We start from the raw sequence: 21492 nt of genomic DNA on the forward strand, positions 1-21492 counted from the left end.
CTGTCTGAAAAGGCGACAGGGGATTTAACCCCTGTCGCCTTTTTTATTACCTGCACAAGGCGTGGGAATACCGAAGAGGGCCATGTTATGGTGCGCCCCCTCCGTACACCTGTGTAATGCCCACCATGTTTGTGTCCTCTCGCCCTTTGCGCCTGGCGCTGTATACCTTGGTGATCATCGCCGGCGCCGCCCTCACCGCGACCCTGGCCGTTCGTCAAACGGTGCGCCAGTCATTGGTCGATGACGCTGCCCGTGCCAATCAGCAACTGGCGCTTTACGCCACTTCCCTGCACACCCTGATCGAACGCTACCGCGCCCTGCCCTCGGTGCTGGCACTCGACCCGCAGTTGCGCGACGCACTCAAAGGCCCGGTGAGCCCCGAGCTGGCGCAGGAATTGAACCGCAAACTGGAAAAAATCAACGGCGCCGCCGAATCCTCGACCCTGGAGCTGCTGGATCGCACGGGCCTGGCCGTGGCGGCGAGCAACTGGCGCTTGCCCAGCAGCTACGTCGGCCACAACTACGGTTTTCGTCCCTACTTCAGCCAGACCCGCACCCAGGGCACCGGGCGTTTTTACGCCGTTGGGGTCACCAGTGGCATTCCTGGCTATTTCCTCTCCAGCGCCGTAACCAACGACGATGGCCAGTTCCTCGGGGCCATGGTGGTGAAACTGGAGTTTCCCGAGCTGGAACGCGAATGGCGCCAGGGTAGCGACACCCTGCTGGTCAGCGATGCCCGCGGGATTATCTTCATCGCCAACCAGTCGGGCTGGCGCTATCGGTACCTGAAACCGCTGAGCGACAGCGATCACGCCGAACTCAAGATCACCCGCCAATACGACAAGCAGCCGCTGACACCGCTTCAATACCAATCATTGCGCCGCTTCGACGAGAACAGCGACCTGGCACGGGTCGATGGCCCCGACGGCCCTGCCGATTACTTGTGGGAATCCCTGCCGCTGGCCGCCGAAGGCTGGACCCTGCACCTGCTGCGCCGCCCGCAGGTTGCCTTCGAAGACAGCCGCAACGCCGCACTCGCTGCGGCGGGTATCTGGCTGACGCTGGTGTTTTTGCTGCTGTTTCTCACCCAGCGCTGGCGCCTGGCCAAACTGCGCCAACGCAGCCGCGAAGAACTCGAACAGCTGGTAGAAGAGCGTACCCGCGACCTGCGCACCGCCCAGGAAGGCCTGGTGCAATCGGCCAAGCTCGCGGCCCTCGGGCAGATGTCAGCGGCGCTGGCCCATGAGATCAACCAGCCGCTGACCGCCCAGCGCATGCAGCTGGCGACCTTGCGCCTGTTACTGGATCACGGTCGCGTCGACGACGCCTACAAGGCGCTCAAGCCGGTGGATGACATGCTCACGCGCATGGCCGCCCTCACCGGCCACCTGAAGACTTTTGCCCGCAAAAGCCCCAGTGGCTTGCGCGAACGCCTGGACCTGGCAGCGGTGGTGGACCAGTCCCTTGAGCTGCTCGACACGCGTCTGCGCGATGAACAGGTCAGCACCGTGCTGCACCTGACGCGCCCGGCCTGGGTGCGGGGCGATGCGATTCGCCTGGAACAGGTACTGATCAACTTGCTGCGCAATGCCCTGGATGCGATGCAGGACAAACCCTGCAAACGCCTGGAAATCCGCCTCGAAGCCGACGAACAATTGTGGCGCCTGAGCGTCATCGACAACGGCAGTGGCATCGCCGAGGAAAACCTGGCGAAAGTGTTCGACCCGTTTTTCACCACCAAACCGGTGGGTGATGGCCTGGGCATCGGTCTGGCCGTATCCTTCGCCATCGTTCACGAATCGGGCGGACGCCTGAGCGCTGATAATCACGACAACGGCGCGGTGTTCACCCTCACCCTGCCCATCGACGCGGAGGCTCAAGACCCATGCTGAATTCAGTGATGGTGGTCGACGACGAAAGCAGCATTCGCAGCGCCGTCGAGCAATGGCTGAGCTTGTCGGGTTTCGAGGTGCAGCTGTTCAGCCGCGCCGACGAGTGCCTGGCGCAGTTGCCCAGGCATTTTCCCGGGGTGATTCTCAGCGACGTGCGCATGCCCGGCATGAGCGGCCTGGAACTGCTGGCCGAAGTACAGCGCCGCGATGCCGACTTGCCGGTGATTCTGCTGACGGGCCACGGCGACGTGCCGATGGCTGTCGACGCGATGCGCGATGGCGCCTACGACTTCCTGGAAAAACCCTTCAGCCCCGAAACCCTGCTCGGCAGCTTGCGCCGGGCGCTGGACAAGCGCCGGCTGGTCCTGGAAAACCGTGCCCTGCACGAACAGGCCGACAACCGCGCCAAACTTGACGCCACCTTGCTTGGCGTCTCCCGTGGCTTGCAGACTTTGCGCCGGCAGGTGCTCGACCTGGCGGCGCTGCCGGTCAACGTGTTGATCCGCGGCGAAACCGGCAGTGGCAAGGAGCTGGTCGCCCGTTGCCTGCACGACTTCGGCCCACGCGCCGACAAACCCTTCGTCGCCTTGAATTGCGCGGCCATCCCCGAACAACTGTTCGAAGCCGAACTGTTCGGCCATGAAAGCGGCGCATTCACCGGCGCCCAGGGCAAGCGCATCGGCAAGCTCGAATACGCCGATGGCGGCACGCTGTTTCTCGATGAAATCGAAAGCATGCCCCTGGCGCAGCAGGTGAAATTGTTGCGGGTGCTGCAGGAGCAAAAACTCGAGCGATTGGGTTCGAACCAGAGCATTCGCGTGGATCTGCGGATCATTGCCGCGACCAAACCGGACTTGCTGGAGGAAGCGCGGGCCGGACGTTTTCGCGAGGACCTGGCTTACCGCTTGAACGTCGCCGAGCTGCGCCTGCCGCCGTTGCGCGATCGCCGCGAAGACATTCCATTGTTGTACGAGGCCTTTGCCCGGAGTGCCGCCGAACGCCTGGGTCGCTCCTTTGCGCCGTTGAGCGGGCCGCAGTTGAGTCATCTGCTGAGTCACGACTGGCCGGGCAATGTGCGTGAGCTGGCGAACGTGGCCGAGCGCCAGGTGTTGGGGCTTGGCGAGCCCGTGCCGGCGGGCATCGAGCCTGGGCAGTCACTGGCGGCGCAGCAGGAGGCGTTTGAAGCGCAGTGCCTGCGCGCAGCGTTGACCCGGCACAAGGGCGATGTGAAAGCGGTGCTCGAAGAGCTGCAACTGCCGCGCCGGACTTTCAATGAAAAGATGCAGCGGCATGGATTGAGCCGGGAGATGTTTTTGTAGTGACTGTGCAGGCCTCTTCGCGAGCAAGCCCGCTCCCACAATGACCGAGCCGGTCGCGAATTTTGTGTACGACACCCGCCACTGTGGGAGCGGGCTTGCCCGCGAAGAGGCCAGTTCAGGCAACACACCTGCCAGGACCTAAGCAGTTTTCCGCTCAAACCCAGCCTTTCATGAGCGGATTTCCGCTCATCAACTCCCCTAAACCCCTCTAAACCGCCCCTCTCCCCGTTGGCACAGCTCCTGCTATAGCCCCCGCAGGCTGCGTTTAATCGCGCTCCACAAAAACAATTAAACGAAGGATCCTTCAATGGATAACTCCAACGCCCTGCCACTTGGGTCGGCTGCCGCGCCGGCCAAAGCAAGAACCACCGCCAGTCGCATCAAATCGATCTTCAGCGGTTCCGTTGGCAACATGGTCGAGTGGTATGACTGGTACGTCTATGCCGCCTTCTCCCTGTACTTCGCCAAGACCTTTTTCCCCAAAGGCGACACCACCGCACAACTGCTGAACACCGCTGCGATTTTCGCCGTGGGCTTCCTGATGCGTCCGATCGGGGGTTGGCTGATGGGCCTGTACGCCGACAAAGTCGGACGCAAAAAGGCGCTGATGGCCTCGGTGTACCTGATGTGCTTCGGCTCGCTGTTGATCGCCCTGAGCCCGGGTTATGAAATCATCGGCATCGGCGCGCCGATCCTGCTGGTGTTCGCCCGTCTGCTGCAGGGCCTGTCGGTCGGTGGCGAATACGGCACCTCCGCCACCTACCTCAGCGAGATGGCGACCAAGGAACGTCGCGGTTTCTACTCCAGCTTCCAGTACGTGACCCTGATCTCCGGCCAGCTCATCGCCTTGGCCGTGCTGATCATCCTGCAAAACGTACTGACCACCGAAGAGCTGTATGCCTGGGGCTGGCGTATCCCGTTCGCCATCGGCGCGCTGTGTGCCGTGGTCGCGCTGTACCTGCGTCGCGGCATGGAAGAAACCGAGTCGTTCACCAAGAAGGAAAAGGCCAAGGAAAGCGCGATGCGCACCCTGATGCGCCATCCGAAGGAACTGATGACCGTGGTCGGCCTGACCATGGGCGGTACGCTGGCGTTCTACACCTACACCACCTACATGCAGAAATACCTGGTGAACACCGTCGGCATGAGCATCTCCGACTCCACCACCATTTCCGCCGCCACGCTGTTCCTGTTCATGTGCCTGCAACCAATCATCGGCGGGCTTTCCGATAAAATCGGTCGCCGGCCGATCCTGATCGCCTTCGGTATTCTCGGGACGCTGTTCACCGTGCCGATCCTCACCACCTTGCACACCATCCAGACCTGGTGGGGCGCGTTCTTCCTGATCATGGCGGCGCTGATCATCGTCAGCGGCTACACCTCGATCAACGCGGTGGTGAAGGCCGAACTGTTCCCGACCGAAATCCGCGCCCTGGGCGTCGGCCTGCCGTATGCCCTGACCGTGTCGATCTTCGGCGGCACCGCTGAATACATCGCGCTGTGGTTCAAGAGCATCGGCATGGAAACCGGGTACTACTGGTATGTCACCGCGTGTATCGCCGTGTCGTTGCTGGTGTACATCACCATGAAAGACACCCGCAAGCATTCGCGGATCCTCACGGACTAAGTCCAGGCGCGTTTGACAAAAGGGGGCAGACCGTCGGGGTCTGCCCCTTTTTTGTTTTTCCTGCGCTACATGAAAAATCCTTCACTGCCGTGGGAGGCAGATTAATCACGAGTTAATGCGCTCCCCTCATCCTGAACCTGCCTGATCGATTACCTGTGATGCGCTCATTCAGACCTTGAAAGCGAAAACGCCTGCCGGCCTTAACATCAATTTAATCGATTGTTTTTAGCATAATTTTGCGCTTTTTAATCAGTTTAATTGGCGTAGCATAAAACCCATGCCCAAGACACAAAACGCCAAAGAACCTGGAGAAATGAAGATGAAAACCAAACTGTTCCTCGCCATCGCCCTGTCCGTACTGGCCGCCAACACCTTCGCCGCCGACGGTTACGACCGCACAGGCTCCGCCGTTGCCGCCGATGGTTATGACCGCACTGGCTCCGCTAACGTCGCCGCAGACGGCTACGACCGCACTGGCGGCGCCACCGTCGCTGAAGATGGCTACGACCGTACTGGCGGCGCTACCGTCAGCTGATTGTTTCAGGCGGCACCACAGCCCGGCTTCGGCCGGGCTTAGTCATTTCTGTGGCACCGAAAATCTGCGGGCAAACCATATAACCTGTGGGAGCGGGCTTGCTCGCGAATGCGGTTTTACATTCAACATTTCTGTTGCATGACACACCGCTTTCGCGAGCAAGCCCGCTCCCACATTGTCTGAGTCCGTACTGGAAAAATGTCGGCGGTCCTTGCACCATGTCCGCCTCCCGCAAGTGCCAGGAATTCCCACCATGCCCGACGACATCCACTATTACGAACCCGCCAACGGCCACGGCCTGCCCCACGATCCCTTCAATGCGATCGTCGGCCCGCGTCCCATCGGCTGGATTTCCTCACAGGATGCCGAAGGCCGCTTGAACCTGGCGCCCTACAGCTTTTTCAACGCCTTCAACTACATTCCGCCGATCATTGGTTTTTCCAGCGTCGGGCGCAAAGACAGCCTGAACAACATCGAACAGACCGGCGAATTCGCCTGGAACCTGGCCACCCGGCCATTGGCCGAGCGGATGAACCAGAGCAGTGCCATGGTCGAGCCGCAGGTCAACGAGTTCGAGCTGGCAGGCCTGGGCACCGTCGCCTCGAAAGTCATTCAGGTACCACGGGTCGCCGAAAGCCCGGTGTCCTTCGAGTGCAAGGTCACGCAGATCATTCAGTTGCAGCGGGCCGATGGCAATGTGGTGCCAAGCTGGCTGATTCTCGGCGAAGTGGTCGCCGTGCATATCGCCAAGTGGCTGTTGAAGGATGGCGTGTACGACACCGCCGCGGCAGAACCGATTCTGCGCGGCGGCGGGCCGGCGGACTATTTCCAGCTGGGGCCTGAGGCGTTGTTCAAGATGTATCGCCCGGGGGCGGTGAAGTAATTACCAGAGCAGGTCGGTGTCTTCCTTCACATCCTTGAGGCGGGTCAGCTCCTTGGCCGCCGCCAGATCAGCCTCATTGGCCGTCTTGAAGGTCTGGCCTTCCAGCACTTTGTGAAAACGCGGGGCGCCGGAACCACCCAGCGCTTTGACGGCGATAGCGGCGTGGTAACCACCCTCACCCGGTACTACGGCGGAAACAGCTTCGAAGTATTCAAAGGCTTTACGTGCCATGTCGCGAATCCTGGCTGATTGAGAATGCCGCCATTAAACCCTCAACCGGCCAGTTTGTGTACATCTGCCCCAGACTGGCGCAAGGCCTGCGCCGCCGACACATCCTTGAAGGTGTGAAAATCCAGGCTGTTGACCACCAGTTCCTGCACCAGCTCGGCAAAAACCTCCATCGCCGGGGTGCTGAAATACGCGGTCATGGCCTGCTGGTTGACCCAGAAACCGGACACCAGCCACAACTCGGGGTCGCATAACGAATGCTGCAAGGCAAAGTTCAGGCAACCGGGTGCCGCGCGGGACGGTTCGATCAGGGCGCTCAGGCGCACACCCAGCTCTTGGGAACGCCCAGCGCGCGCTCGGACAAAGGCCATATGACTGACGGGGATCTGCTTGGACATGTTCAACCCTCCCGGGGAGTCGCGTGGCAGCCAGGGGCGGGCTGCGACAGGATCAAAGGTTAAAGGCCTCTGCGCCTGTGTCGTTAGTCGATTCCTGCCGGCGCGTTGCACAATCCTGCGAAGGTGCATCAGTCACCTGTAACAATGCGTAAAACATTGTCGGGGTTGTACCCTGTAGGAGCTGCCGCAGGCTGCGATCTTTTGATCTTAAAAACAAAATCAAAAGATCGCAGCCTGCGGCAGCTCCTACAGGGGTTTGGCTGTGTGTCGGGACGCTGGGTAGGCGAAGGGATGAAGACACTCCGTGCAGAATCAGGCAAGCATCAGGCAGGATGTGTCTACCGCTGCTGCTTGCACAAACTTATGCTCTAGCCATCACCCAAGCCTTGCCGAGGATGCCTTGCATGTCGTCGTTCGATCAATTTCAAGCCCCGCTTGACACCGACATGGAAAAGCAGCGCGCGGAACTGGCGGCGATCATCCGTCGCAACACCGCCGAAGATGGCAGTTATGCCACTGCCATCGGCTCGCTGTTCATGTCGCGCCACAGCCAATCCCACGAGTTCGCTCCGGTGCTCGCTCAACCGGCGCTGTGCATCATGGCCCAGGGGCGCAAGGAAGTTCAGCTGGCCAACGAGTACTTCAATTACGACCCGCTGAACTACCTGGTGGTCTCGGTCTCGATGCCGCTGAGCGGGCGGGTGATCGATGTTTCGGCCGAGGAACCGATCCTGGCCTTGCGCCTGGACATCGACCCGACGGAAATCACCGCGCTGATCGCCGACGCCGGCCCCCTTGGCGTACCCACCCGGCCGACCGGGCGCGGGTTGTATGTCGAACAGCTCGACAGCGCCATGCTCGACGCCGTGCTGCGCCTGGCGCGGTTGCTCGACACACCCAAAGACATCGCCATGCTCGCGCCGCTGATTCGCCGGGAAATTCTCTATCGGTTGTTGCGCAGCAAGCAGGGGCACCGGCTGTATGAAATCGCCATTGCCAACAGCCAGAGCCATCGCATCAGCCAGGCGATCAAGTGGCTCAATGGCAACTACGAGCAGCCGTTGCGCATCGATGATCTGGCCAAGGAAGTGAACCTGAGCGTGTCGACCTTGCATCACCGCTTCAAGGCGATGACGGCGATGAGTCCGTTGCAGTATCAGAAGCAGTTGCGCTTGCAGGAAGCCAGGCGGCTGATGCTGGCCGAAGGATTGGAGGCTTCGGCGGCGGGATATCGAGTGGGGTATGAAAGCCCTTCTCAGTTCAGCCGGGAGTACAGCCGGTTGTTCGGGGCACCGCCGTTGCGGGATTTGGCGCGGTTGCGGTTGTCGGTTTGATCCGGCATTCGCGGTGCCGTGACCGGCGCCTTCGCTGGCAAGCCAGCGCCTACAAGGGATCGCGGTAACCTGTAGGAGCTGGCTTGCCAGCGAAGGGGGCCTGTCAGGCGCCCAGTACCCGGCAAGCCTCGACCGGCAATGTCACCGACACCGGATGCCCAACGCTCAAACCAAAGCCCTGGCACGGCGTACTCAACGCCGTAAACGACACCCCGGAACACTCCACCGTAGTCTCGATGGTCGCGCCAATATCCCGCACGAACGTCACCTTGCCCAGCAAGCGGTTACCCGCCGTGGCCTGCGGCGCCGACAGTTGCAGGTCTTCCGGACGAATCAGCATCTTCACTTTTTCCCCCACCACAATGCTGCTGCAGATCGGCACTTGCAGTGCATCACCGCCCGGCAGGCTGACTTTGCCATTGCCCAGCGCCGTGGCCGGGAAGATGTTGCCCGAACCGATGAAGTCCGCGACGAATTCGTTGGCCGGGTGCCGGTAGATCTCGATCGGCGTACCCACCTGCTGCACCTTGTGCTCGCCCAACACCACGACAATATCGGCCATGGTCATGGCTTCGCGCTGGTCGTGGGTGACCATGATGGTGGTGATGTTCAGGCGCTGTTGCAGCTGACGGATCTCCACCTGCATCGACTCGCGCAGCTTGGCGTCCAGCGCCGACAGCGGTTCGTCGAGCAAGAGGATTTTCGGGTGATTGGCAATCGCCCGGGCAATCGCCACGCGCTGACGCTGGCCGCCGGACAGTTTCGCCACCGGCCGATCGATCATCGGTTGCAGCTGGATCAGTTCCAGCAACTCCACCACCCGCGCCTGCTGGTCAGCCTTGCTGACCCCGCGCAGTTTCAGTGGATAGGCAATATTTTCGCCCACGGTCATGTGCGGGAACAGCGCCAGGGACTGGAACACCATGCCGAAATTACGCAGGTGCGCCGGGGTGTGGCCGATGTCCTCGCCGTCCAGGCGAATCTCGCCACCGCTCAGGGTTTCCAGCCCGGCGATCATCCGCAGCAAAGTGGTTTTGCCGCAACCCGAGGGGCCGAGGAAACACACCAGTTTGCCCTCGGGCAAATGCAGGTTTACATCCTTTACCGCGCAGGCCGAGCCGTAATGTTTCTCGACGTTTTCCAGAATCAGACCAGACATAAATCACCTCAAGAAATCAGAACGAAACGCCACCTTCACCGACCAGCTTCTCCAGCGCCCAGATCAGGACGAAGTCGATCAGCACGATCAGCACGGCAAACGAAAATACGGTGGGGTCGAGCGAGGACACGGTGCGGCTGTACATCCAGATCGGCACGGTCATGACGTCGATGGTGTAGAGAAAATAGGTCACGGTGAACTCGTTGAACGAGACGATGAACGCCAGCAGCATGCCCGCCAGGATCCCCGACTTCATCAACGGCACCACCACGTCGACAATCGCCCGCAGCGGTGAAGCGCCAAGCATTTGCGCGGCCTCCTCGACTTCGCTGCCGATCGAGAGCATGGCCGCCGTGCAGTTCTTCACCACGAACGGCAAGGCCAGGATCACATGGGCAATCACCAGGCGCGAGGTGGTCATCTGGAACGGCAGGCTGTCGAACACCAGCAGCAACGCCAGCCCCAACACCACCATCGGGAACACCAGGGGCAGCGACATCAGTTGCAGGGCCACGGCCTTGCCACGGAACTCACAACGGGTCAGGGCATAGGCTGCCGGCACGGCGATGATGGTCGCAAAAACCATGGTCAGGCACGACACCATCAGGCTGGTGGTCATGGCCTTGCCCAGGCTCAGCACATCGCTGGCATCGGGTGAGACGAAGGTGTGCCAGGCGGCCTTGTACCATTGCAGGCTGTAGCTGCTCGGCGGGAAGTCGAGGTTCGACGCGCCGCTGAACGACATCACGATCATGGTCAGGATCGGCAACACCGCCAGCAGCAGGATGAAGCCCGAGAGGATGCCGGCGAACTTGCCGGTTTCGCCCGGCAGTAGCCCATAGCGTTTCTTGGTCAGGGTGCTCATTGCGAAGCCTCCAGCATGCGCCGACGGCGGCCAGTGATGTATTCGGACAGGGTCATGATCGCGAGGGTGGTGACGATCAGCACCACGCCGGCGGCGGAGGCGGCGGGCCAGTTCATCAGTGGGGCGATCTGGTCATGCACCATCACCGCCAGCATCGGCACGCGGCGGCCACCGAGCAGCAACGGCACCACGAAACTGCTGGCGTTGTAGGCGAACACCAGCGTCGCGCCGGTGATGATCCCCGGCATGCTCATCGGCAACACCACCTGGCGGAACACCTGGAAGCGACTGGCGCCCAGGGTCGCGGCGGCCTCTTCGTACGTACGGGCGACGCCGCGCATGGCACTGGCGATCGGCAGCACGGCCAGCGGGAAGGCGGTTTGCACCAGGCCCATCAGCACGCCGTTCTGGTTGTACAACAGCATGATCGGGCGCTTGATCAGGCCCAGGCCCATCAGTGCCTGGTTGAGCATGCCGCCGGGGCCGAGGATGACCAACCAGCCGTAGCTTTGCAGCAGCAGGTTGACCAGCAGGGGCAACAGCACCGCGGCGAGGAAGATCCGGCGCACAAACGGAGAGGTCAGCCGCGACATGGTGTAGGCCACCGGGATCGCCAGCACCACCGCGATCACCGCGCTGATCAGCGCCAGGCGCAGGGTCAGCATCAGGGATTTGAGGTAGTAGGGTTCGAGCAATTGGGCGTAGCTGGCCAGGCTGAACCCGGACCATTCCGCGCCCTTGGTGCCCACGCTCATGCGCAGCACCAGCAGGCTGGCGGCAATCAGCACGCCCAGGAACAGCATCGACGGTGTGAGGAAAAACCAGGCGCGGGCCGTCGGCGAAACGCCCCGACTCGGGCGCGACTCAGCGGCGCTGACCGAATGGGTCAAAGGTTGGTGTTCCATAGCAAAGGTCTCGTCAATGGAAAGCAGCTGAAGAACACGTCCTTCAAAACCACCGTGAACCCTGTGGGAGCGGGCTTGCTCGCGAAAGCGGCCTGTCAGTCACATGCATGTTGAAATGTGCTGACGCATTCGCGAGCAAGCCCGCTCCCACATTGGATTTGTGGTGTTCCAAAGAGCCGGTGTTCGTCAAACGATCAGGAAGAAAAGATTTCCGTGTAACGACGAATCCATTGGTCATGCACGGTGGCCAGGAAGGCGTTGTCGTGCATGATCGCCTTCTCGGCAATCTGCTCCGGCGTGAGAATGAACGGGCTCTTGCGCGCTTCGGCGGAGATGATCGCCTTGGCGTTGACCGGGCCGTTGTAGATGTCTTCAGCCATCTTGCCCTGCACCAGCGGGTCCAGGGAGTGGTTGATGAAGGCGTAGGTCAGGTCGGTATCGCCCGGACGATTCTTCGGCATCACCGAGAGCATCAGGTCGGTGTAGAAACCTTCCTTCATGCCGAAGGTGGCGCCCAGGCCGTAGGCCGGATCGCGGATCTGTTTCGGGAAAAACGCCGGGGCGTACAGGCCGCCCATGTCCAGGGAACCGGTGCGGAACAGCTCGGCGATCTGGTTCGGGTTTTCGCCCAGGGTCACCACGCGATCCTTGAGCTCGGCGAGTTTCTTGAAGCCCGGCTCGATGTTGTGCTCGTCACCACCGGCCAGTTTGGCGGCGATGATGATCAGGTCCATGGCCTCGGTCCAGTTCGGCGGCGGCAGGAAGATGTTCGGCGACAGGTCGGCGTCCCACAGGGCGGCGTAGCTGTCCGGCGCTTGCTGGATGGTGCGGGTGCTGTAGACCAGGCTGTTGCACCAGAGCAGGTAACCGATACCGTGGCCATTGGCGCCGGTACGGTATTTTTCCGGTACGTCGACCAGGTTGGGAATGCGGTTGAGGTCGGGTTTTTCCAGCAGGTTGGCGGCGGCCAGGCCTTCGGCGCCGACGCCGGCCAGGGTGATGATGTCGTACTGCGGACGATCACCGCCGGCCTTGAGTTTGGCGACCATTTCCGAGGTACTGCCGGTGCGGTCGGCGATGACCTTGCAGCCGTACTTGTCTTCGAAGGTCGCGGCGATGTTGCGCAGTGCAGCCAGGCCGGTGTCGTCGGACCAGGTCAACAGGCGCAGGGTCTTGCCTTGAAAGCGGGTGTCGCTGGCATTGGCCTTGACGAATGGCAGGCTCATGGCCGCCGCGGCAACCGAGGCTACGCCCACGGTCTTGATGAATTGACGTCTGTTCAGATCATGCTCGCCCATTACGGACTCCCTTTGTTTTTGTAGGTATAAGGCAGGTCGAAACTGTTGCATCCGCGCGGCTGGAGCAGCGGGTTACCCCTCGTATTTGCGGGGCTTGGCTGAACCAGTGAGTTCATCCTGAGGTGGTGCAAAACACCTGACTATCGATAAAAAATCATCGAAGCCATGACGCCAACGCATGCCTCGCCATGAGGCATGCGTTCACCGTTTTCGTGCCGTCAGACGGCGCGAATCACGTGTTTGATTTCCTGGAAAGCCTGCAAGCCCCACGGCCCCAGTTCACGGCCGATGCTGCTCTGCTTGTAGCCACCCCAGGCGGTCTGCGGGAAGATCACTTGCGGCGCGTTGATCCACACAAGCCCCGCCTGCAAAGCGTTGGCGACGCGGTCCGCCGCCTCGGCATTGCGCGTGACCACGCTGGCGACCAGGCCGAACTGGCTGTCGTTGGCCAGGGCAATCGCTTCGGCCTCGGAGGCGAAACGGCGCACGCAGATTACCGGGCCGAAAATCTCTTCACACCACAGCGCACTGTCGAGGGGCACGTCAGTGAAAACCGTCGGCTGCAAAAAATACCCGCGCGGCAGATCCGCCGGACGATTACCGCCGCAAACCAGCTTGGCGCCCGCACTCAAACCACGATCGATGTGGCCGAGCACGCGCTGGTATTGCGCCTGATTGACCAGCGCGCCCATTTCCACGTTCGGGTCGAACGGGTCGGCCACGCGAATGGCTTCGGCGCGGGCCTTCACCCGGGTGAGGAATTCATCGGCCAGTTCATCGGCGACCAGCACGCGGCTGGTGGCGGAGCACATCTGCCCGGCGTTGAAGAAACCGCCACCGCAGGCCACGTCCACCGCCAGGTCGAGGTCGGCATCGGCCAGCACCAGCAAGGAGGATTTACCGCCCAGTTCCAGGCTCACGCCCTTGACGGTTTCCGCGGCACGCTGCATGACCTGCACGCCGACCGCGTTGCTGCCGGTGAACGACACCTTGGCGATACGCGGGTCCGCCGACAGCGGTGCGCCAACGGCCAGGCCGGTGCCGCACACCAGGTTGAACACACCGGCAGGCAAGCCGGCCTGGGCAATGATCGTCGCCAGTTCCAGCTCCGGCAGCGGCGTCACTTCCGATGGCTTGAGCACCACGCAGCAACCGGCGGCCAGGGCCGGGGCGAGCTTCCACGCGGTGGTGACCATCGGGAAGTTCCACGGCACGATCAGGCCGACCACACCACACGGCTCGCGGCGCAGGCGCGCACTGAAGTCGTCAGTCGGCAGTTCGACCGGGCTGTCCTGTTTCGCGTCCAGCCCTTCGGCCAGACCTGCGTAATACTCGAACGTGGCGATCACGTCATCGACGTCGATGGCCGCTTCGAACAATGGCTTGCCGTTGTTGCTCGACTGCAAATGCATGAGTTTTTCCCGACCGGCCTGCACGCCTGCCGCAATCGCGCGCAGGATCGCACCGCGCTCGGCACCGCTGGTGTTCGACCAGGCGGCGAAAGCCTTGGTCGCCGCGCCCACGGCCAGGTCGACGGCGCGTTCGTCACCGCCATTTACGGTGGTCAACAGCGCTTCGGTGGCCGGGTTGATCACGCGCAAATGTTCGTCGCCCGCCGACCATTGGCCGTTGATGTACAGGCCATCCAGGGTGGTTGGAAAACTCATTTCGACACCGCCTTGGTCCACTCGGTCTGATCGATTTCAATCAGCGTCGGCCCCTGGCGATCAGTAGCGACACGCAATGCCGTACGCAGTTGTTCAACGCCATTGACCGCCTCGGCGGCGCAACCCAGGGCCTTGGCCACACCGATGAAGTCCGGGGTGTAGATGTCCACGCCGACCGGTTCGATATCCCGGTTGACCATGTACTTCTTGATCTCTTCGTAGCCCTGGTTATTCCACAGCAGCACGATCACCGGGGTGCGCGCTTCCACGGCGCTGGCCAGTTCCGGCAGGGTGAATTGCAGGCCGCCGTCGCCGATCAGGCACACCACCGGAGGACGTGCGCCGCCTTCGACGGTGCCGCCCAACCAGGCGCCAATCGCCGCCGGCAGGGCGTAACCCAGAGTGCCGTAACCGGTCGACGAGTTGAACCAGCGACGCGGGCGCTCGGGGTTGAACGTCAGGTTGCCGGTGTACACCGGTTGGGTCGAATCGCCGACGAATACCGCGTTCGGCAGTTCGTGCAGGACAGTTTCCAGGAAACGGGTCTGGGCCAGGGTCGGCGCATCCCAGTTGGCGGCCAGCTCTTCACGCAAGCGAGCGGCGCGCACCTGGCCCCAATCGTTGCGGCGTTCGGCCAGCGACTTGTGCGACAGGGCGCTGAGCAAGGCCTGGGCGGCGTTGCGCGAGTCCGCTACCAGGGCCAGGTGTGGCGGGTAGTTGCGCACGGTCTGGTCCGGATCGATGTCGACGCGCAGCAGCTTGCCGGGAATCTCGAAACCACCGGCGAAGGTGACGTCGTAGTCGGTCTCGGCCAGTTCGGTACCGATGGCCAGGACCACATCGGCCTCGGCGACCAGGGCGCGAGTGGCGACCAGGCTCTGGGTCGAACCGATCAGCAACGGGTGAGCGGAGTGCAGCATGCCCTTGGCGTTGATGGTCAGCGCGACGGGGGCGTCCAGCAATTCAGCCAGTTCGGTCAGCTCGGCGGCGGCATCAATGGCACCGCCACCGGCGAGGATCAACGGCCGCTTGGCGCCCGCCAGCAGATCGGTCATGCGCGAAACAGCTGACGGCGAAGCACCGGCGCGGTCGATGTTCACCGGCAGGCTGGCGAGCAGGTCGTCGGCTTCTTCAACCAGCACGTCCAGCGGAATTTCGATGTGCACCGGACGCGGGCGACCGGCCTGGAACAGCGCGAAGGCACGGGCCAAAACACCCGGCAATTCCGACGCCGACATCAGGGTATGGGAGAACGCCGCCACGCCACCGACCAGTGCGCTCTGGTTCGGCAACTCGTGGAGCTTGCCGCGACCACCGCCCAGCTGGTTGCGGGTCTGTACGCTGGAGATCACCAGCATCGGGATCGAGTCGGCATAGGCCTGGCCCATCGCCGTGGTGATGTTGGTCATGCCAGGGCCGGTGATGATGAAGCACACACCCGGCTTGCCGCTGGTGCGGGCATAGCCGTCGGCCATGAAGCCGGCGCCCTGTTCGTGACGCGGGGTGACGTGGTTGATGCTCGAACGGGCCAGCCCGCGATACAGCTCCACGGTATGCACCCCGGGAATGCCGAACACCTGCTCGACCCCGTAACCTTCGAGTAACTTGACCAATACTTCGCCGCACGTCGCCATGTGATTGCCCTTCCTGTTCGTTTGAGACGCCGGGCCTGCGCAGTGTTTATGATGGATTGGCAGGTCCAGGGATGGCCTCATTGGAACGGGCGACACGTAGCCGCAACAATGGATAAAAAGTCATACTAGCCATGTCCTCACGTCATACCTTGGATCCCAATGAAACGATTGCCTCCCCTGCCGGCGCTGCACACTTTTCTGATTACCGCGCAGTGCTGCAACTTCACCCGGGCCGCCGAGCAACTGCACATCACCCAGGGCGCCGTGAGCCGGCAGATCGCCGGGCTGGAAGATCACCTGGGTTATGAACTGTTCATTCGCCAGGCCCGAGGCCTGGACCTGACCGCCGAGGGACGCGAGTGGTTGCCACGGGTCCAGCAGATTTTCGGCCTGATCGACGAAGCCGTTGAGCAGATCGGCGAGAAGCGCGAAACCCTGCAACTCAAGGCCCCGACCTGTGTCATGCGCTGGCTGTTGCCACGGCTGTTGCAGTGGCAAAAAGAACGCCCGGACGTGCCGGTCGAGCTGACCACCACGGTCAAGCACGGGGTGGATTTTCATCTCGAACAATTCGACGCGGCGGTGATGTATGGCGCGTCGCCGGACGACTCGCTGGTGGCGCAAAAACTCTTCGACGAGCAACTGACACCGGTGTGTTCGCGGCCCATGCTCGAAGGCCCCCTGGCCCTGCAGACACCGACCGATCTGCAACAACACCTGCTGCTGCACCCCACCCGCGACGAACGGGACTGGAAGGCCTGGTTGAAAGCCGCGGACGTACAGTTGAGCAATGTCGGCAAGGGCCAGCATTTCGAAACCCTGGACCTGGCGATGTCGATGGCGTCCCAGGGGACAGGCGTGGCGATCGGTGACTGGTCGCTGATCGGCGACGACCTGAATGCCGGACGGCTGGTCATGCCTTTCGAATTGAAGGTGAAAACCGGGCTGGCGTATTACCTGGTGTTCCCGGAAAAACCCGGACCTTCAGCGAAGTTGCGTGAGTTGATGGGGTGGTTGGTGGAGCAGGCCCAAAGTCGCTGAGCCCTGTGTAGGAGCTGCCGCAGGCTGCGATCTTTTGACTTTGCTTTTAAAAAACAAGATCAAAAGATCGCAGCCTGCGGCAGCTCCTACAAGGTACCGCGGGTTACCACTTCATTTCGCCCTTGGCGACCTTCGCGCTCAGCTCCAGTGAGCTCTCTTCACCCAGTGCCGGGTAGCGCTTTTTCATCGCTGCAATCAGGGCCGCCGAATCCTTGGCCTTCGCAGTTTCTTCGTCGAAGGCCTTGATGTAATCAGCGGTGAACTGCACGCCGGCCAGGGAACGGGCGGTGTCGCCGAGGTAGTGACCCGGCACGATGGTTTTCGGCTTCAGGCTTTCGATCGAGTGCAGCGTTGCCAACCAATCGGCATGGGACTGCGGGGTCTGGGTGTCGGCCATCCACACATGGATGTTCTCTGCCACGACCACGCCACCGACCACGGCCTTGATCGATGGAATCCACACGAAACTGCGATCCGGTTGCTTGCCCGCAAGACCGACCACCTGCAGTTTCTGCCCTTCGAGTATCAGGCTGTCGCCCTTGAGCACGTCCGGCACGACGGTTCTGGCCGGCACATCAGCGCCCATTTTCGGGCCCCAGAACGCCAATTTGCCGTCGACGGTTTGCTTGATGTGATCAACGGTCGGCTGCGATGCGAGCACTTTGGCCTTGGGGAATGCAGCGGTCAGGGTATCGAGGCCGAAGTAGTAGTCCGGGTCGCCGTGGCTGATGTAGATGGTGGTCAGTTGCTTGCCGCTGGCGCGGATTTTTTCCACCACCTGTTCGGCCTGGGATTTGCCGAACTGGGCGTCCACCAGGATCGCCTCCTTCTCGCCGCTGACCAGCACCGAAGTCACCGGGAAAATCGCTTTTTCGCCGGGGTTGTACACATCCAGGGTCAGTGTCGACGCGGCTGCGTGTGTGGCAAAACCGAGGGCAGTGGTCGCCAGCAAAATGCGCTTCAGGGTGGTGAAACCGATCATCTGTTGCTCCGTTGTTTGATGGCCAAGGTTGGCCGATAACAGAGCTTAATTGCCTGGTTCAGTACAAAAAATGCGATGCTTGAACATAGTTTGTTTCTGAAATCGGGCAAATCATGGATCGTCTGCAAGCAATGAGGGTGTTCGTCACAGTGGTCGATCTCGGCAGCCAGTCGGCTGCGGCCGATCATCTGGAGCTTTCAAGGCCGGTGGTTTCGCGCTATCTGGCGGAACTGGAAGACTGGGTCGGCGCGCGCCTGATGCACCGCACCACGCGCAAATTGAGCCTGACTGCCGCCGGCAGCGAAATACTTCCCCGCTGCCGGCAGATGCTCGACCTGTCCACGGACATGCAGGCCGCCGTCAGCGTATCGGACGATGCACCCCGTGGCCTGCTGCGCATCAGCGTCAGCACTTCGTTCGGCCAGGCGCAACTGGCCGATGCCATGGCGGCCTACGTCAAGCGCTACCCGGGTGTCAGCATCGACATGCAGATGCTCGATCGCACGGTGAACCTGGTGGATGAGCGCATCGACCTGGCCATTCGCACCAGCAATGACCTGGACCCTAACCTGATCGCCCGTCGGTTGACGGTGTGTCGTTCGGTAATCTGCGCCGCCCCCGCCTACCTGCGCGAACACCCGGCGCCCCAGCGGATCGAGGACCTGAGCCAGCACAATTGCCTCACGCACTCGTACTTCGGCAAAAGCCTGTGGCACTTTGAATTCGGGGGAGAACAGGTTTCGGTACCCGTGCAAGGCAACATCAGCGCCAACGAAGCCAGTACCCTGCTGCGCGCCACCCTGGCCGGCGCCGGCGTGGCCATGTTGCCCACCTATCAGGCCGGCGTGCACATCCACAGCGGTGAGCTGGTCCGTCTGCTGCCCCAGGCCGAGCCAAGGCAGATGAACGTGTACGCGGTGTATGCCTCACGCAAGCACATGCCGACGGCGCTGCGCAGCTTGCTGGATTTTCTGGTGGCGAGGTTTCCCGAAGAACCGGAGTGGGATGTTGGCCTGTAACACCGCCCTCTGTAGGAGCGAGCTTGCTCGCGATGGTCGCCAACGATGACGCTGGGAACCTGATACCCCGCGGCGTTCTCAGGCTCATCGCGAGCAAGCTCGCTCCTACAAGGGTTCATCAGTGTTCTGAATACAGCGCTATTGCTGGCAACTCCCCGCCCCTGACCTATGCTCAAGGTAATACCCAAGGGTATTCGTTCAGAGGTCTAAGCCATGAACATCAAAACAAGAAGGTACCTCGCCATCTTCATCACCTGCGCGGTCACGCTCGGCCTGTATGGCGCCGCCGCCTGGCGCGTCGAGCAGCTGCGCAACCTGCCCCGGGAATACGCCAGCTGCAATTTCGAGCGCTGCATTCCCCACAACGCGACCCTCAACGCCTTGCGGTAACCAGGGTCAGGCCTCGTTGTCCTGATCGGCCTTCAAGCGGTCGCGGAACGCTTTTGGCGAGATTCCCACCCGGCGTCGGAACAGGCGCGTGAAGTTGGTCGGATCAGAGAACCCCAACACGTCGGACATTTCATAGATGGTCATGCTGGTGTAGGTCAGCAGGCGCTTGGCCTCCAGCAATTGCCGTTCGTGCATGATCTGCAACGCCGGCTGCCCCGCCAGCTCACGGCAGGTGCCATTGAGGTGCGAAACCGAAATCCCCAGGCGATGGGCCAGGTCCTCGACCTTGACGTGCTGGCGATAGGTCTCCTCCACCAGCTGGATGTAGCCATTGAGGTATTCCCGCGCCCGTTGCGGTCGTTGACTGGCCGACCGGCGCTGGATCACCTGGCGGCTGACCCACACCATGATCACGCTGACCAGCGAATGCATGAGCATTTCCCGCGCCGGTTGATGGCTGGTGTATTCGTTCTGCAACGCACAAAACAGACTGTTCAAGTACTCGGCGTCCTGTCCCGCCGGGTAGCTCTCGGCCTGGGCCAGGGCATTCACCGAATGCCCCAGTTGCCCCTGAAGATGCGTGATCAGCGGCGCCGCGAGGGTCACCACGAAGCCCTCGACATCTTCACTGAAGCGGAAGCCATGCACCGACAGCGGCGGCAGGATCTGGATCGCCGCTTCAGTCAGTTGCGTACGTTTGCCTTCGATTTCAAGCTCTGCCTGACCTTTGAATACGAAGAGCAACTGACATAAATCGGCGTGACGGTGGGGTTTGATTTCCCATTGATGTTCGCGACTGCGTTTGGAAATGGTTTCACAGTGCAGCAAGTCCGGAGTCGGCCAATCCAGGCTTTCCCCGTAGAGCTTGAACACCGGAATCGAAGGCAGGTCAGGCTTGTTCATCACTTCAATCCAGGTTTCGGAATGGACGACGGGCGATAATCGCACCGATTGGCAGAATGTACAGCTATCCGCTCAGTTTTCACCTTCAATTGACAGACCCGCAAGGGAAAAATGCAAGCACTCGATCCATAAAAATCATTCACCGACCCCCGTCGCGTGTAGCTTGCGAGTCATAAAAACAATGAAAACACTGAAAACCCAAGTTGCCATTATCGGTGCCGGCCCGTCCGGTTTGCTCCTCGGTCAGTTGTTGCACAACGCCGGCATCGACACCGTCATTGTCGAGCGTCAGGCTCCGGACTACGTGCTCGGGCGAATCCGTGCCGGGGTACTCGAACAAGGCATGGTAGAGCTGTTGCGCCAGGCCGGTGTGAGTCAGCGCATGGACGCCGAAGGGCTGGTCCACGGTGGCTTCGAACTGGCGCTGGATGGCCGTCAGGTGCACATCGATCTGCAGGCCCTGACCGGTGGCAAAACGGTGATGATCTACGGTCAGACCGAAGTCACCCGCGACCTGATGGCCGCTCGTCAGGTCGCCGGTGCACAGACGATTTACCAGGCCGCCAATGTCGTTCCCCACGGCATGAAAACCGATGAAGCGTTCGTGACCTTCGACAAGGACGGCGAAAGCTGGCGCCTCGATTGTGACTACATTGCCGGATGTGACGGCTTCCATGGCGTAGCACGGCAATCGATTCCCGCCGAATGCCTGAAGGTCTTCGAACGGGTCTACCCGTTCGGCTGGCTGGGGATCCTGGCGGATACCCCGCCTGTCCACGAAGAGCTGGTGTACGCCCGCCACGAGCGCGGTTTTGCCTTGTGCAGCATGCGTTCGGCAACCCGCACCCGTTATTACCTGCAGGTACCGGCGGACGAAAAGGTCGAGGCCTGGTCCGACCAACGCTTCTGGGATGAACTCAAGACCCGCCTGCCGCAAGCGTTGGCGGACAAGCTGGTGACCGGTCCGTCCATCGAGAAGAGCATCGCGCCGTTGCGCAGTTTCGTGGTCGAACCGATGCAGTACGGGCGCATGTTCCTGGTCGGCGACGCAGCGCACATTGTCCCGCCCACCGGGGCCAAGGGCCTGAACCTGGCGGCCAGCGATGTCAGCACGCTGTTCAATATCCTGCTCAAGGTCTATCGCGAAGGCCGTGTCGATCTGCTGGAGAAATACTCCGAGGTCTGCCTGCGCCGGGTGTGGAAAGCCGAGCGGTTTTCCTGGTGGATGACCTCGATGCTGCACCGCTTCGACGATCACGACGCCTTCAGCCAGCGCATTGCCGAATCGGAGCTGGACTATTTCGTCGATTCCGAAGCGGGCCGCAAGACTATTGCGGAAAATTACGTCGGTCTTCCCTATGAGGCTATCGAATAGCTTGCTATCGACTTAAACTGGCGAGCATCCCGCTCGCC

General features: G+C 61.5%; 20 protein-coding genes. 10 read left to right on the top strand and 10 right to left on the bottom strand.

Annotated features, from left to right (window positions below; all coding sequences use genetic code 11):
- Nucleotides 1-125 precede the first annotated feature (125 nt).
- The 5 genes from SOP95_RS18205 (at nucleotide 126) to SOP95_RS18225 (ending at nucleotide 6256) form a co-directional block, all read left to right on the top strand.
- Nucleotides 126-1892: a sensor histidine kinase gene (locus tag SOP95_RS18205; RefSeq protein ID WP_323607836.1), complete on the top strand. Its 1767-nt coding sequence runs from the start codon at nucleotides 126-128 to the stop codon at nucleotides 1890-1892.
- Nucleotides 1886-3211: a sigma-54-dependent transcriptional regulator gene (locus SOP95_RS18210; protein WP_274074328.1), complete on the top strand. Its 1326-nt coding sequence runs from the start codon at nucleotides 1886-1888 to the stop codon at nucleotides 3209-3211. Before SOP95_RS18205 ends, SOP95_RS18210 begins: the two co-directional genes overlap by 7 nt.
- 307 nt (nucleotides 3212-3518) lie before the next feature.
- Nucleotides 3519-4838: an MFS transporter gene (locus SOP95_RS18215; protein WP_274074327.1), complete on the top strand. Its 1320-nt coding sequence runs from the start codon at nucleotides 3519-3521 to the stop codon at nucleotides 4836-4838.
- A 319-nt stretch (nucleotides 4839-5157) separates the two neighbouring features.
- Nucleotides 5158-5373 carry a hypothetical protein gene (locus SOP95_RS18220; RefSeq protein WP_323607837.1) on the top strand — a complete coding sequence of 72 codons (216 nt, stop codon included), beginning with the start codon at nucleotides 5158-5160 and terminating at the stop codon, nucleotides 5371-5373.
- Between the two features lie 253 nt (nucleotides 5374-5626).
- On the top strand, nucleotides 5627-6256 hold the full coding sequence (locus SOP95_RS18225) for a flavin reductase family protein (protein ID WP_323607838.1): 630 nt from the start codon (nucleotides 5627-5629) through the stop codon (nucleotides 6254-6256).
- On the opposite strand, the gene SOP95_RS18230 is transcribed toward SOP95_RS18225, so the two are convergent.
- The gene (locus tag SOP95_RS18230; protein WP_323607839.1) at nucleotides 6257-6487 is read right to left on the bottom strand and encodes a hypothetical protein; all 231 of its coding nucleotides are present in this window, start codon (nucleotides 6485-6487) and stop codon (nucleotides 6257-6259) included.
- A 41-nt stretch (nucleotides 6488-6528) separates the two neighbouring features.
- On the bottom strand, nucleotides 6529-6882 hold the full coding sequence (locus tag SOP95_RS18235; RefSeq protein WP_323607840.1) for an antibiotic biosynthesis monooxygenase family protein: 354 nt from the start codon (nucleotides 6880-6882) through the stop codon (nucleotides 6529-6531).
- Between the two features lie 404 nt (nucleotides 6883-7286).
- Between SOP95_RS18235 and SOP95_RS18240 the strand changes: the two genes are divergently transcribed.
- On the top strand, nucleotides 7287-8216 hold the full coding sequence (locus SOP95_RS18240) for an AraC family transcriptional regulator (protein ID WP_274074322.1): 930 nt from the start codon (nucleotides 7287-7289) through the stop codon (nucleotides 8214-8216).
- Nucleotides 8217-8319: 103 nt separating this feature from the next.
- Here SOP95_RS18240 and SOP95_RS18245 read toward each other — a convergent pair whose 3' ends face one another.
- The 6 genes from SOP95_RS18245 to SOP95_RS18270 all read right to left on the bottom strand — a co-directional run bounded on the left by SOP95_RS18245 (nucleotide 8320) and on the right by SOP95_RS18270 (nucleotide 15744).
- Nucleotides 8320-9375: an ABC transporter ATP-binding protein gene (locus SOP95_RS18245; RefSeq protein WP_274074321.1), complete on the bottom strand. Its 1056-nt coding sequence runs from the start codon at nucleotides 9373-9375 to the stop codon at nucleotides 8320-8322.
- Nucleotides 9376-9391: 16 nt separating this feature from the next.
- Complete coding sequence (locus tag SOP95_RS18250; RefSeq protein WP_007986104.1) at nucleotides 9392-10240, bottom strand: ABC transporter permease; 849 nt, start codon at nucleotides 10238-10240, stop codon at nucleotides 9392-9394.
- Nucleotides 10237-11145: an ABC transporter permease gene (locus SOP95_RS18255; protein WP_274074320.1), complete on the bottom strand. Its 909-nt coding sequence runs from the start codon at nucleotides 11143-11145 to the stop codon at nucleotides 10237-10239. Before SOP95_RS18255 ends, SOP95_RS18250 begins: the two co-directional genes overlap by 4 nt.
- 194 nt (nucleotides 11146-11339) lie before the next feature.
- Entirely contained in the window at nucleotides 11340-12443 is a 1104-nt protein-coding gene (locus SOP95_RS18260; protein WP_274074319.1) for an extracellular solute-binding protein, read from the bottom strand.
- 218 nt (nucleotides 12444-12661) lie between these two features.
- Nucleotides 12662-14110, bottom strand: coding sequence for an aldehyde dehydrogenase family protein (locus SOP95_RS18265; protein ID WP_323607841.1), 1449 nt, complete (start codon nucleotides 14108-14110; stop codon nucleotides 12662-12664).
- The gene (locus tag SOP95_RS18270) at nucleotides 14107-15744 is read right to left on the bottom strand and encodes a 5-guanidino-2-oxopentanoate decarboxylase (protein WP_323607842.1); all 1638 of its coding nucleotides are present in this window, start codon (nucleotides 15742-15744) and stop codon (nucleotides 14107-14109) included. The genes SOP95_RS18265 and SOP95_RS18270 overlap by 4 nt, the downstream gene beginning before the upstream one ends.
- A gap of 159 nt (nucleotides 15745-15903) precedes the next feature.
- On the opposite strand from SOP95_RS18270, the gene SOP95_RS18275 reads away from it, so the two are divergent.
- A complete protein-coding gene (locus SOP95_RS18275) occupies nucleotides 15904-16785 on the top strand; it encodes a LysR substrate-binding domain-containing protein (protein ID WP_274074316.1) in 882 nt (293 codons plus the stop codon).
- 103 nt (nucleotides 16786-16888) lie between these two features.
- On the opposite strand, the gene SOP95_RS18280 is transcribed toward SOP95_RS18275, so the two are convergent.
- On the bottom strand, nucleotides 16889-17767 hold the full coding sequence (locus SOP95_RS18280) for an MBL fold metallo-hydrolase (protein ID WP_323607843.1): 879 nt from the start codon (nucleotides 17765-17767) through the stop codon (nucleotides 16889-16891).
- Between the two features lie 113 nt (nucleotides 17768-17880).
- On the opposite strand from SOP95_RS18280, the gene SOP95_RS18285 reads away from it, so the two are divergent.
- Both SOP95_RS18285 and SOP95_RS18295 read left to right on the top strand, forming a co-directional pair.
- On the top strand, nucleotides 17881-18786 hold the full coding sequence (locus SOP95_RS18285) for a LysR family transcriptional regulator (RefSeq protein WP_323607844.1): 906 nt from the start codon (nucleotides 17881-17883) through the stop codon (nucleotides 18784-18786).
- A 213-nt stretch (nucleotides 18787-18999) separates the two neighbouring features.
- On the top strand, nucleotides 19000-19176 hold the full coding sequence (locus tag SOP95_RS18295) for a hypothetical protein (RefSeq protein ID WP_162837843.1): 177 nt from the start codon (nucleotides 19000-19002) through the stop codon (nucleotides 19174-19176).
- A 6-nt stretch (nucleotides 19177-19182) separates the two neighbouring features.
- Here SOP95_RS18295 and SOP95_RS18300 read toward each other — a convergent pair whose 3' ends face one another.
- Nucleotides 19183-20079, bottom strand: a complete 897-nt coding sequence (locus SOP95_RS18300; protein ID WP_274074313.1) for a helix-turn-helix domain-containing protein — start codon at nucleotides 20077-20079, stop codon at nucleotides 19183-19185.
- 190 nt (nucleotides 20080-20269) lie between these two features.
- On the opposite strand from SOP95_RS18300, the gene pobA reads away from it, so the two are divergent.
- Complete coding sequence (gene pobA / locus SOP95_RS18305; protein WP_323607856.1) at nucleotides 20270-21454, top strand: 4-hydroxybenzoate 3-monooxygenase; 1185 nt, start codon at nucleotides 20270-20272, stop codon at nucleotides 21452-21454.
- Nucleotides 21455-21492 lie beyond the last annotated feature (38 nt).

Source organism: Pseudomonas sp. YuFO8 (genome assembly GCF_035065025.1).
Lineage (GTDB): Bacteria > Pseudomonadota > Gammaproteobacteria > Pseudomonadales > Pseudomonadaceae > Aquipseudomonas > Aquipseudomonas putida_AE.